This window comes from Paenibacillus sp. FSL R5-0475 (assembly GCF_038004585.1).
Classification (GTDB): Bacteria; Bacillota; Bacilli; order Paenibacillales; family Paenibacillaceae; genus Paenibacillus_AQ.
In genome coordinates this window covers 3,180,395-3,192,487 of sequence record NZ_JBBORK010000001.1, presented here as the reverse complement: position 1 = coordinate 3,192,487, position 12,093 = coordinate 3,180,395, and the positions used below count along the sequence as shown (strand labels likewise).

At 40.3% G+C, this 12,093-nt stretch carries 12 protein-coding genes; 7 read left to right on the top strand and 5 right to left on the bottom strand.

The genetic code is table 11. The features are described from left to right. Genes MKX41_RS14315 through MKX41_RS14300 form a run of 4 tightly spaced genes read left to right on the top strand, consistent with a single transcriptional unit; the run spans position 1 to position 3,072 of the window. Entirely contained in the window at positions 1–765 is a 765-nt protein-coding gene (locus MKX41_RS14315; RefSeq protein WP_340971337.1) for an ABC transporter ATP-binding protein, read from the top strand. Between the two features lie 23 nt (positions 766–788). After that, a complete protein-coding gene (locus MKX41_RS14310; RefSeq protein ID WP_340971336.1) occupies positions 789–1,820 on the top strand; it encodes an aminoglycoside phosphotransferase family protein in 1,032 nt (343 codons plus the stop codon). Between the two features lie 14 nt (positions 1,821–1,834). Then, a complete protein-coding gene (locus MKX41_RS14305; protein ID WP_340971335.1) occupies positions 1,835–2,323 on the top strand; it encodes a GNAT family N-acetyltransferase in 489 nt (162 codons plus the stop codon). Beyond that, complete coding sequence (locus MKX41_RS14300) at positions 2,320–3,072, top strand: hypothetical protein (RefSeq protein ID WP_340971333.1); 753 nt, start codon at positions 2,320–2,322, stop codon at positions 3,070–3,072. The genes MKX41_RS14305 and MKX41_RS14300 overlap by 4 nt, the downstream gene beginning before the upstream one ends. Before the next feature lie 23 nt (positions 3,073–3,095). Here the strand turns inward: MKX41_RS14300 and MKX41_RS14295 are convergent, their stop codons facing one another. After that, positions 3,096–4,361, bottom strand: coding sequence for an MFS transporter (locus tag MKX41_RS14295; RefSeq protein ID WP_340971331.1), 1,266 nt, complete (start codon positions 4,359–4,361; stop codon positions 3,096–3,098). A 49-nt stretch (positions 4,362–4,410) separates the two neighbouring features. After that, positions 4,411–5,322 carry a LacI family DNA-binding transcriptional regulator gene (locus MKX41_RS14290; RefSeq protein WP_340971329.1) on the bottom strand — a complete coding sequence of 304 codons (912 nt, stop codon included), beginning with the start codon at positions 5,320–5,322 and terminating at the stop codon, positions 4,411–4,413. Between the two features lie 311 nt (positions 5,323–5,633). Between MKX41_RS14290 and MKX41_RS14285 the strand changes: the two genes are divergently transcribed. Continuing rightward, positions 5,634–6,185 (top strand): polymer-forming cytoskeletal protein, encoded by a 552-nt coding sequence (locus MKX41_RS14285; RefSeq protein ID WP_042189865.1) that lies wholly within the window; start codon positions 5,634–5,636, stop codon positions 6,183–6,185. Positions 6,186–6,323: 138 nt separating this feature from the next. Then, the gene (locus MKX41_RS14280) at positions 6,324–6,569 is read left to right on the top strand and encodes a hypothetical protein (protein WP_042189863.1); all 246 of its coding nucleotides are present in this window, start codon (positions 6,324–6,326) and stop codon (positions 6,567–6,569) included. A 64-nt stretch (positions 6,570–6,633) separates the two neighbouring features. Here the strand turns inward: MKX41_RS14280 and MKX41_RS14275 are convergent, their stop codons facing one another. Next, entirely contained in the window at positions 6,634–7,251 is a 618-nt protein-coding gene (locus MKX41_RS14275) for a histidine phosphatase family protein (protein WP_339797199.1), read from the bottom strand. Between the two features lie 155 nt (positions 7,252–7,406). On the opposite strand from MKX41_RS14275, the gene MKX41_RS14270 reads away from it, so the two are divergent. Continuing rightward, positions 7,407–8,342 (top strand): LysR family transcriptional regulator, encoded by a 936-nt coding sequence (locus MKX41_RS14270; protein ID WP_340971325.1) that lies wholly within the window; start codon positions 7,407–7,409, stop codon positions 8,340–8,342. 42 nt (positions 8,343–8,384) lie between these two features. Here the strand turns inward: MKX41_RS14270 and MKX41_RS14265 are convergent, their stop codons facing one another. Together MKX41_RS14265 and MKX41_RS14260 are read right to left on the bottom strand one after the other, a co-directional pair. Further along, complete coding sequence (locus MKX41_RS14265; RefSeq protein WP_340971324.1) at positions 8,385–10,214, bottom strand: ABC transporter ATP-binding protein; 1,830 nt, start codon at positions 10,212–10,214, stop codon at positions 8,385–8,387. Then, complete coding sequence (locus tag MKX41_RS14260) at positions 10,211–12,052, bottom strand: ABC transporter ATP-binding protein (protein ID WP_340971322.1); 1,842 nt, start codon at positions 12,050–12,052, stop codon at positions 10,211–10,213. The genes MKX41_RS14265 and MKX41_RS14260 overlap by 4 nt, the downstream gene beginning before the upstream one ends. Positions 12,053–12,093: the final 41 nt, after the last annotated feature.

The following is a 12,093-nucleotide window of genomic DNA, read 5'->3' as shown; positions in this document are numbered from 1 at the left end:
ATGTTCATATTAGAGACGAAGGGTTTAAATAAAACCTTTGTAACCGGGCAAGGAACCCCGCAGACGGTATTAAAAGATGTTCATCTACAGGTATCAAAGGGAGAATTCGTAGCTATAATGGGGCCTTCTGGCTCAGGGAAATCAACATTGCTCTATACGATCAGCGGCATGGACCGGATGACTTCAGGAAGTGTTGTTTTTAAAGGGCAGGACATCAGTGGTCTTTCTGAGAGTGAATTAGCTGAACTGCGTTTAAATCAAATGGGATTTATTTTTCAGCAGATGCATCTTTTAAAAAACCTGACTATTCGGGACAATATCATCTTATCCGCTTATCGAGCTAAAATCGTTAGTCGTAGAACCATCAATAACAGAGCCGCTGAGTTAATGAAAAAAACCGGAATCTCCGCACTCGCTGAGCGTAATATTACACAAGTGTCGGGTGGACAACTGCAAAGAGCAGCGATCTGCAGGTCAATCATCAATGAGCCTGATATTCTATTTGGTGATGAGCCAACAGGTGCACTGAACTCTAAAGCTGCTAGTGAAATTATGGAGATATTAATAGATATTAATCAGACGGGTACAACGATTCTACTGGCTACACATGATGCGAAAGTCGCTGCTCAGGCAGAACGTGTCCTGTATATGCTGGATGGCAGCATAGCTTCTGAGCACTGGCTTGGTAAATTCAATCGCATAAATGGGGACTTAAAAGAGCGGGAAGAGAAGTTGTCGGCTTGGTTATTGAAGTTGGGATTCTGATTCATAGGAAAGGGATACATAACATGGGAAATCTGAATTATAACTTAAATTTCGAAATGCTATGTGCAAAATACGGATTAGGTCATTTAAAAAATGAACCAGAACAGGTAACAGGTGGTCTTCTGCACAGAATGTATCGTCTACAAACGGACAAAGCGCTCTATGCAGTGAAAGCTTTAAATCCTCAAATTATGCAGCGGGATACTGCTATGTACAACTATATTCTTTCTGAAAAGGTTGCAAATATGGCTTATCGAAATGGGATAAATGCAGTACCGGCCATCGTATCCAATGATAGTTTTATGCATGAATTCGAGGGTCAATTCTATTTATTATTTCCATGGGTCGAAGGTAAGGCATTGCCATCAGGAGGTATTAATATAGGGTGTTGTAAAAAGATTGGCGAAAACCTTGCTAAAATTCATAAGATCGATTTCGCTACACTTCTTGATCATCATCCTAATGAAAATCTTGAGGCAGTAAATACATCCACTGTTCGTTGGAATGAATATGCACTAAAAGCAAAACAGGATGGTTTGGAATGGTCTAGCTTGCTATTAGATAACCTGAACCAAATAAATTATTGGGAACAACTTGTAGATTCTTCAGCGGAACAATTATTGAATCATATGGTGATCAGCCATCGGGATTTAGATCAAAAAAATGTACTATGGGATGAGCATCAGATACCCATTATTATTGACTGGGAAGCAGCAGGACCTATCCATCCAACCCAAGAGTTAATAGATGTAGCCCTTTATTGGTCAGGCTTTGAATCGGGAAGTGTAAGCAAAGATGCTTTCTGCACGCTTATTAATGCATACCGCGATCATGGCGGCGAGATTTATGCTAACTGGTCCGATGTGCTCAACTATGGTTTTCATGGGAAGCTAGAATGGTTAGCTTATAATATCAGACGGTCACTTGGAATAGAGAGTACGGATGATACAGAGCGAGAACTTGGAACCCGTGAAGTAATAAATACAATCACTGCTTTAAATGACTATGATAACTTTATTCCTCAGTGTATCGAATGGTGTAACCAAGACTACTAAAGGAGAACTTATATATGAATGTAGTAAAAGCTACTATGGAGGATATAAGAGGATGGCTGGAGCTGGCGGCAGAGGTGGAGTCCCTTTTTGGGCCGATGGTAGATGATCCGAATTTCACTTTAGCGTTAGAAAAAAATATCAGGCGACAAAGCGCTTTTTGTGTACGAGAAAACAATGGTTCGCCAGGTTCAAGATTACTTGGAGCTGTGTTATTCTCTTCATCCAATACCCCTAATTACAAGATTGGGTGGTTATCTGTTTCAGCAATAGAGAGAAATAAGGGTGTAGCGACAGTACTTCTTAACTATATTATCGAAAGTATCGAAACCCCAGCAGAGATATTCGTTACTACTTTTGGTGAGGATCATCCAGAGGGCCAACCTGCTAGAAGATTTTATCAGAAGTTTGGTTTCTTTCCTTTGCAGGATGGGGTTCCAAATGGCCTCGAAGGTGGCTCAAGACAAAATTTCAAGCTGAAGATCGCTCACAAGGATTCATTATGAAAAAAATAATTTATTTATCGGTGATTTCATTTTTCTTGCTATCGATTTCTTTCAGCCCATTGTTCAACTATATCCGTGAGTATATGATTTCAGATCAAATCAATCAGCGTTATGAGATCAACCATGCTGAGAAAGGGTATAACACGTTAAACGTTCAAGAACTAACGGTTGATGATAAGCAAATTAAGATCCAAGAAGAAAATACAGGCAGGAAAGCAGAATTGACCCTTTGGGATGAAGAGGAGAGTGTCCCGCCTGGAGATATTGTGAAAGTTCAGTTTTTGTTAAATGGTCAAAAAATCTCAACTCCTGATGAAATATGGCTGTCTAATCGGGAACGAGGAAGCAGATATTTCTCATGGATAGATATTCTCACTGTTACGGATCGAAAGACTGGCGAGAAAGAAATTAATATAGTCCAAAGACTTACAGATGATAGTCAGCCGATGGAAAAGAGAAAATGGAAAATAATCACGATCTCACATGATGGCAGTATAGAAGAAAAGGTGCTGAGTTATGCTCAAAGAAGTGACAATCATCTAGGGGTGAAGCTTATCGAGTTCTCTGGTACATCACTTATGGGTATGGGCTACTATTCGGATATTACTAAAAGTTATCCAAGTGTATTTTTCCCTCTAATTTATCCATTTTTAACAGGTGTCGTGGGAATCTTTCTATTGATCATTATAGTTGTTCAATTACTGATCGAGCTTCATAATAGGCGCGTTATTAGGAAAAACGGGCGATAACGGTCATAAGATATGTTCTAAAATTACTTATAATTTCGAATCACCTTTAACTTGGTCAAGGTTAATAAAGCAAATAGTAGTAGCAGGACTCCGATGGAACCCATGACAGGGGCTGGACTGAAGTGATCGGACAGGAATGAAACGGCTGTAAGACCAAGTGAGGGTGCTACACTCATAATGGACCCAAGTACACCGAAGACTCTACCTTGTATATCCTCCGAAACTTCCAGCCTGAGGATGGTATTTATCAGCAATGTACAGAATGAGAACATAAAGCCAATAAGAAGAATGATGGGAATAGCTAAGGCAGCAGTAGTGACGAACGATAACAGGAGGTACAGGGGACCCAGACATAGCAGTCCAGTCATGATAAAGAAGCCGCGATTCTTTAATTTGGAGCTGAGAAACAAGATCATGCTGGAACCAATCATATAACCTAGTGGAATACAGGCTTCCATGAGTCCAAACTGAAAGGGACTAGAATTCCATACTTTGACGGCCATAACTTGCGTTAGCATCAGTGAAGGCATAAAGAACAAAGTGAGCGTGGGGAGCATGATGATTATTGCTCGGGCGAAGGGGTATCTCCAAATATAACGAACGCCATCCGCAAGATCCTGTGTGAATTTTCTTTCTTCTTTAGGTCCGGTATTCACTCGGTTTGGGAGTGGAAGGGAGCGGACAACAAGAACTAGTAGAAAGGAAACGAAAAATGTAGCTCCATCAAATAAAATGGCATCTGCCGCTCCAAAACTTGCTACAAAAATACCTCCAGCCGAATACCCAATCGTCCTACAGATGTTCTCCGACAAGTTCAGAATCCCGACCGCTTTTTGTACATGTTCTTTACCAACAACAGTAGTAATAGAAGCTTGATACGCAGGAGATTGGAATAATGCTGAGACTGTCGTAAGTCCCGTTAATATAGCCACGATAATGAATGATGTAGAAGACATGGAAATGGCCAGAGCAAGCGTAACTGCTAGACCGCAGCTTATCAAATCAGTGATTAACATAATGGTTCTGCGATTGATCCTGTCTGCGAGTGTGCCTCCTATCGATCCGAGTAAAGAACTGAGCAATAGATTGATTATGGTAATAATGGCAATCATTTTAGCGCTTCCGGTCGTCTGAAGTACCCATAAACTTAAAGCAATGCTGTGAAAGGTATTTCCAAACAAAGAAATGGAATAGGAGCTGAGTAGCAGCATAAATCTCCGGTTTCCCCAAAGGGTTGGATAGAATTGAGCGGTGGTGGATGCATGTTTTGCTAATACAGGATCTGTCATGGGAAACTCTCCTCTCGACTTAAACGCTTAAGTGAATATCGAAAAAAAATTAATCAACAAAATAACGATTATTCTCTTGTTTGGAGTAGTCAGGACGATGTAACAACTCCTGCATTAGTTCAAAAGCAGTGGCTGATTTATCCCCAGTGAATATGAATTTCTGAACGTCTTCTCCAAGCATTTCTGGGCAATTACAGGTACATAGAACAGAAAGACGTGCGAATACCCCGGATTTTTCAACACAACTTCCGATAAAATCATTAATAACTATGGCCTCTTTGTAAATCCCCTCCGATAAGATTGTATTCAATTCCTCCATATTTTGAACTTTGAATATTGCTTTCTCAGGTAAAGGAAGATTGTCTTGGATAAAGCTAGTGAGTAGGGAGTTATTGAAGCTCTCCATAATTAAACAAACCTGTGAAAGATCCTCCGGCATTACCTTTTGTAGAGCTGAACGATAATTGTAAAGAACTTGCTTAAACAGCTTATCTTCAATCATGCTGTCGATCAAAATCAAAGGGATGCCTTCTACAAAATGTTTGGAAATCGAATAGAAGGATTCATCGTGTACATCGATCAGAAAGACGGCTTCGAGCTTTCTTTCGACGATGATATTCAGAGAAGGATGGTCAGTACCAAGAGAATATAACAGCGTATGATATCCGGCATCCGTTAAACGCTGTTCCAAAGCACGGATAAAGGTGAACTGGTCATAGAGTTTCCAAGGTGGCATATAAGCAGAATGATTGACAAGTATCCCTACTAATCCCGTTTTTTTATTGGCAAGTGAACGGGCTGCTAGATTAGGAATGTAATGAAGTTCTTCGGCAAGTGACAGAATTTGATTGCGGGTCTTCTCAGGAATGGTTTGGTTATCGACGCGGTTCAGAACATAGCTTACAGTCGCAACGGAGACATTAGCTTGTAGCGCGATGTCTTTCATTGTAGTCTTTTTCACCAGTAAACTTCTCCCTTGCTGAGATATTTATTTCCAAATATTATCATTAACACTTGAAAAGAGTCAACGATTGACTTTATACCAAGAAGCAAATGATGCTTGTGTTCATTTTTATAATTTGGGTAAATAGATGTAAGAACCTAAATCAGTCAGCGAGAAGAGGCGTGACTCATGGGAACAAATCTTAATCGGGAAGAGAGAACGCTGTGAAACCGCTTTAGATACTGACACAAATTTGTGAAATTATTCACTTAATTATTAAGAATTTTAATATATAATTAATTCATAATCAAAATTAGGGGGAATCGAAAATGAGACTATTTAAAATGATTTTAGTGGCTGGGGTTTCGGTAGCAGTATTGGCAGGTTGTGGAGCAAATGAGGATAAAGCAAACAATTCGGCGGCAACTTCAGCTCCGGCTGCTGAGCAGACAGATGCTGTCACTACAGCTTCGATTGTGAATCAAGCAGATGCATTTACTAAGGCTGTTAGCAAAGATGGAAACTGGATTGTTGCGATTCTAAATGATGTAACGATTCCTGATGAGGTTGTTGTAGCTGGAGAATTCCGTAATAAAGGAGCCGCAGATGGCGACATCTACCGTAAGATTGCCCTTTATTCGCAAGATGCTGATCACAAGATCACTGCTACTTATACACTAACCGTACCAAAGTTTACAGTACAAAGTGAGAATTTGAAAGTTGAAGGCGGAACGATTAAAGGCGATGTTTATGTAGAAGCGAAAGGCTTTACTCTGCCTGAAACCGCCACTATTGATGGTAACCTCTATTTCGCAAGCGAAGATCTGAAAACATCAGCTGTTATTGATGGAAAAGTGACTGGAACAACAGAAGTTAAATAATTTCGTAATCAACTTATATAGTAGAAGCCAATCCATAGACTATGGGTTGGCTTTTTTCTTTTTGTGATTATGTGATCTTCGGTTGATTTTCTTAATATTGAACTTATAATATTACTACCACTACTAGGAGGAACACATATGTCTAAGGAGTATTCACGCACATATATCGAAAGTGTAAAGCTTGAAATGTTAAATAGATTGGGACTTAAGCAAGTGTTCTTTAAGGAGCAAATAGGTGACGGCCTGATTTTTGAAGCAGTTGGTTTTGATAAAGGGAGCAAGCATCGTTTTTGTGTTAGACCGAAGACGAAAACAATTGACGAATTTATTTCAGGAAAATGGATGAAGGTTCGCAGCTTTACAATCAAAAGTGTGGAAATTTAAAATTGAAGTCTAAAAAGGGAACCCCATTTAAATCGGAGTTTCCTTTTTTATTTTTGAGAAGGATTCATTGATAATGTGAAGTATCGCCGTACAGATCGATAGTTGTATTGTTGTCAGTTAGGGTTACTTTACACAATGCTGTAGAGAGAATATCCGGTAGTTCCCCTAATTCCTGCAATGATTTATTGAGAAAATGAGCCATAATGACTTTCAGGGTCATCCGATGCGTGACAATAAGTACCTCATGTCCTTCATTATCGTTAATGATACGCTCCATAGTTGGCGTTACTCTTTGTTCAAGCTGACTATAGGTCTCACCTGGGGCTAGAGGAATAAAAAGATCAGGTCTGGTGAAAAAATGGGTGTACTGTAATGGATATTCTTGTTCAATCTGATCTGTGTTCATTCCTTCCCAAATGCCCATGTTAATTTCCATTAATGAAGCTTGCTGTTGAATCGGTAAACTCCGATTTCCTCGTAAAATCTGCGCAGTATGCAATGCTCTTGGACTAGTACTAGAATAAATGGCTCCTAAATTCTCACCTTCCAAACGTTCTCTCAACCATTCCGCTTGCTGTTCACCCAAGGCTGTTAACGCTGAATTTTGATGTCCTTGCATTCTTTTCTGCAAATTCCATTCGGTCTGCCCGTGACGGGTTAGAAATAATACTGTCTCTTTCATTAACGAAACCTCCCTTTTGAATAGTTGTAAGTATAAGATAAATAATTATAAATAAACAATATATAATAGTTAATATTCATAATGTATAGTTATAATAAGAAAGCCGAAGGTCCGTTAAATATGATTATATTTTATATAGTTAGGAAGAAATCAGGATGAACTATCATGTATTAAAATTGTTTTATTATGTTGCGATAACAGGGAGTGTGACCAAAGCCTCCGAACGTTTGCACATTAGTCAACCCGCTATATCAGCGCAGATCCGCAAATTTGAACGGGAGAATAATATCGTATTATTAGAGGTCATAGGAAAGAGAATGGTGCTAACACCGATTGGGAGAAAACTGATCGAACCACTTGAAAAGTTATTTGCTATGGGTGAACAGGTACAGCAGATTATTGAGGATTATCATAAATTTCCTGCGGGTCATATTCGGATTGCAGGTAATTACCTGGCCACAAGCATACTCATCCCCCGGTGGGCATCATTATACAAACAATCTTTTCCGAAGGTTAAAATTCAGATCTCTACTGCTAATTCTCATGAAGTCATGGAACAATTAAATAACTTTGAAGCAGACGTGGCGATTTATAGTGATATGGCGTTTCCTTCTCATCATACAGGGGTGTTCGAACATCGGGAGTTGTACAAGGACGAGTATGTGTTCGTAGTTTCTTCAAATCATTCTTTAGCCAAGCAGGAGGTTAGCTTTGAGGAAGTGATGGCTGAGGCATTTATTATGAGGGAGGAAGGTAGTGCAGCCAGAGAGAAAATTGTACAATTATGTGAAGAAAGAAAGGTACAACAACCGAAGATCGAACTGCAATTTAATGGAGTAAATGAGGTTATTCAAGCCGTGATTGCCGGTTATGGGATTAGCTTTGTATCTGCGTTGTTAGCAAAGCCTTATCTTGATCAGGGTATGTTAGCCAAGGTCGAAGTGGAAAATGTAGTCTCTAAGCATTCGATATGGATGAGCCACAGAAAGAAAGAGCTTCAAGAAAGCTATATCCAGTCATTTATTAAGCTCGTCATGAAACAATTAAAAGAAGCGGATAATTTATACTCGGTTCCAACGCATACACCTTAATTAAAATAACTTATGAATTACGATGTATGCATTGAACTGAGATCAAAGGTTGGAATGTAATTGAAGCAACTCAGGTGCACTAATGTCTTCTGCTTCAGAAGATTTAAATTGAATGTTATATAATTGTGAGTATAGCCCATTCATTTCTAATAAGGAATCATGTGTACCTTCCTCAACAATCGAACCCTGATTTAACACGATAATTCTAGATGCTTCACGTATGGTGGATAGTCTGTGTGCAATAACCAATGTGGTTCGATTCTTCATTAACAAATCAAGCGATTGCTGAATCATTCGCTCAGATTCGTTATCGAGTGCGGAAGTTGCTTCATCTAGAAGAAGGAGTGGAGCATCACGAAGAAAAGCTCTGGCAATGGCTATGCGTTGTCTTTGTCCACCAGATAAAGTCGATCCATGTTCACCTAGAATAGTGTCATAACCATGGGGCATCTTCGTAATAAACTCTTCTGCACCTGCGAGCCGAGCGGCTTCTCGAATATCCTCTTCGCTAGCTGTATTAGTACTGAAGGCGATATTATCTCGTATAGTTCCTGAGAACAAATAAGGGGTTTGGGGAACATAAGTAATCATTGCTCGTGCTTCTTCAAGCTGATCATGTACAGACTTTCCATAAACCGTGATGCTTCCTGAAGTAGGCTCATAAAGTCCATTACATAATCGAACGAGCGTCGTCTTCCCTGACCCGCTTGGCCCGACTACCGCGATAGTTTCTCCATGTTGTATATGAATATTAAGCCCTGTAAATAGGGAGGCTTCATTATCCGGTTTACCCGAATAGTTGTAGTGGACATCCTCTATTTGTAATGCAGCTACCTCTACGGAAGCAAATGTTGATGAGCTGGATTCTGGCAAAGGATGAGTAGCTCCTTCATCAGGTGCATCAAGTATAGCGAATACGCGGTCAGCTGCACCTAAAGCCTCCTGGACACCTCCCCATGTTTGAGACATATGGACAAAAGGCCATTGAACTCTACCCATCAAAATAATAAAAGCGAGTACTTCACCTGCTGATGTTCCGCCACTTAGAGCTGATAACGCAATTAAAGCGGCGCATGTCACCATTACGAGATTGTTGATAAAGGCAGAAGATTGCCATAAGAGACCATTTAGAAGCGATTTTCGCAGCTGCATTCTTCTTAACTTCTCACGTTCTAACGCATATTTATTTAAGAGAGTTTCTTCAAGCGAAAAGGCTCTGACGACCTTCATTCCTTGAAGCGTTTCTTGTAAGATTCCTCGCAATTCCGCCTCTTTTGCATATATTTGAGTAGATAATTTTCGTAATCTGCGATCAAAGAAACGTCCGGAAAGAAAAACAAGGGGGCCTGATCCAAGAGCTAACAGGGCGATCCAGACATCCATTTTAGCCAAATATAGAAAGGAAATGAAACAGAGAAGTAGATTATAGCCTAGATCGTATACGATGCTGTTTATCATCCCCATGGCCATCCCTGCATCCTTAGTGTTACGCGAAGTCAAATCACCTGAATGCATGGACTGAAGGTAACGAAATGGAAGTCGGTGACTTTTGTCAAACAGCTTCGCACGAATATCCCAAGCCATCCGACTTTGCATAACAAAACGGAAGTAATGCTGCACCATAAGACAACAGATAATGATGACACATGCAATGGCACAGATTACAGTTATACGTGTTAATGCATCCATATTGGCGTTGTTGATCGTATCAATAAATACTTGCTGAATGGCTGCAAATCCTATGTCCATTACGAGTTTAGCAGAGAGCAGGAGTACAGCCACAATAAATCCAATTCGATAAGGGCTAGCGTAAGAGATTAATCTACGCAGAGCATACCCCAGTTTTAGATTCTTGGATTCCATCTCATTCATATCTCTACCTCCCTGACCAGAGCAGAGATATCAGCCTTCTTCATTGAGGTCTCAACCATATTGTAATACCGTCCTTGTAAAGTCATTAACTCCAGATGAGTCCCCGCTTCAACAATAGAACCCGCTTCCATATAATAAATGTGATCTGCATTTCTGATGGTAGATAATCTATGTGCGATAACAACCGTTGTACGATCATGCATGAGTTCTTGCAGGGCCTGGCCGACAATCTCCTCATTATGGCTATCAAGTGCAGCTGTGGGTTCATCAAGAAGGAGAAGCTTAGGCGCTCGGACAAACGCTCTGGCAATAGATAGCCGCTGCCTTTCACCGCCAGATAAGGTATGGCCCCGTTCCCCAATGGAAGTCTGATATTGAAGGGGGGTTCTCATAATAAATTCATGTATCCCCGCACTTTTTGCTGCTTTAATAATTTCTTCATAGGTTGCGTCAGGTCTTCCCCATGCAATATTTTCATATAGGGTTCCAGTGAACAGATAAGGCTCTTGAGAAACATAAGCCAAATGATTGCGCCAAGACCGAGGGGGAATGCTACTTAACGGCAACTTACCAGATTGGATGACCCCTACATTAGGTTCATAGGTTGCGAGTATTAATTGAAGGAGGGTGCTTTTTCCACTGCCACTAGGACCGGCAAACGCAGTTACTTTACCTGGTTCTATGGTTAGATTTACGTTAGTTAATACTTGATGATTACCATAAAGAAAACCTACATTCTCAAAGGTGATAGGGTACAAGCCACTAATTGCTTGGTTGTTATTCATCGGCGTTTCTTTATGAGAATCTTCCTGATTACATTCAAGGCTTGCGTCTTCTTCTGGTAAATCAAGGACTTCAAACAATCGTTTACCTTGCGCCAGCGAGGCTTGTAATTCTGTCCATAGATTAGCCAGCTTTGATACAGGATTTGTAATTTGCTCGAAACAAATCAGAAATGCCGCCACTGCTCCCACATCCAATCTCCCTTGGATAACTAGATATCCGCCGTAGGAGAGAACATATAGCAATCCACTAAGAATAACGGCAAAGGGCATATTATAGCCCACAGCTTCTAAGCGTGTGACAGGTAAATGAATGTTGAAATATTGCCTAACACGTTGTGTGAATTGATTATGCAGCTTAGGTGCAAGGGAGAAGGCACGCACAACCTCAGCACCCTGTACCGTATCTTGAATAAACATTTGTTGAGCGGTTTCAATTTGCTGTCTTTGTTCGTGCATGGAACGTAGGCGGGAAGTGAAGGGAATCATCACAAGTGGAACAAGCGAGCAAATCAATATAGTTCCGAGCGTTAAGACATATTGGAGTGAGAGCAGATAAGTTAGGAGAAATGTAATTTGCATCAGATTACTGAATAGTTCAATGGTCTTCTGATTGATACCTTGCTGAGCAGCTGGGGCAGAATCATTGATACGACTAATAAGATCAGCAGAATGATAACGATCCAAATCTTTCATCTGTACGTTTAATAATCTAGCTAGCAGTGATACCTGAAGCTTGGAGGTCGACTTGAATTCAAGCACACCTGATAAGTAAGTCAATAAGAAGCTGGCTAAAGCATCTACAATAACGATTATTAGAGCAAAGATAGCACCAGACATTAAAAAGGACATGTTCTGATTCGTAGCAGCGTTGATTATACGTCGTAAAGATTCGGCTATCCCAACTGTTGCAAGGGAAACGACGGCAGCTAAGAGACATAATATGAGGTACCAGCCTAAATAGGGTTTTCCAAGTTTCAGTAAACGCATAAAAGTGTTAGAAACTACTTTGGATTTTTTGATCGAGTCTGCTTCTATGTTTGTAGATCCATTCAATTTAGACCCTCCCCACTATGGTTTTTATTGCTGTGGTTCAC

Excerpts from the sequence above, each read along its gene's own strand:
- MKX41_RS14315 (WP_340971337.1), top strand. The coding sequence starts at position 1 with ATGTTCATATTAGAGACGAAGGGTTTAAATAAAACCTTTGTAACCGGG.
- MKX41_RS14310 (WP_340971336.1), top strand. The coding sequence starts at position 789 with ATGGGAAATCTGAATTATAACTTAAATTTCGAAATGCTATGTGCAAAA.
- MKX41_RS14305 (WP_340971335.1), top strand. The coding sequence starts at position 1,835 with ATGAATGTAGTAAAAGCTACTATGGAGGATATAAGAGGATGGCTGGAG.
- MKX41_RS14300 (WP_340971333.1), top strand. The coding sequence starts at position 2,320 with ATGAAAAAAATAATTTATTTATCGGTGATTTCATTTTTCTTGCTATCG.
- MKX41_RS14295 (WP_340971331.1), bottom strand. The coding sequence starts at position 4,361 with ATGACAGATCCTGTATTAGCAAAACATGCATCCACCACCGCTCAATTC.
- MKX41_RS14285 (WP_042189865.1), top strand. The coding sequence starts at position 5,634 with ATGAGACTATTTAAAATGATTTTAGTGGCTGGGGTTTCGGTAGCAGTA.
- MKX41_RS14280 (WP_042189863.1), top strand. The coding sequence starts at position 6,324 with ATGTCTAAGGAGTATTCACGCACATATATCGAAAGTGTAAAGCTTGAA.
- MKX41_RS14275 (WP_339797199.1), bottom strand. The coding sequence starts at position 7,251 with ATGAAAGAGACAGTATTATTTCTAACCCGTCACGGGCAGACCGAATGG.
- MKX41_RS14270 (WP_340971325.1), top strand. The coding sequence starts at position 7,407 with ATGAACTATCATGTATTAAAATTGTTTTATTATGTTGCGATAACAGGG.
- MKX41_RS14265 (WP_340971324.1), bottom strand. The coding sequence starts at position 10,214 with ATGAATGAGATGGAATCCAAGAATCTAAAACTGGGGTATGCTCTGCGT.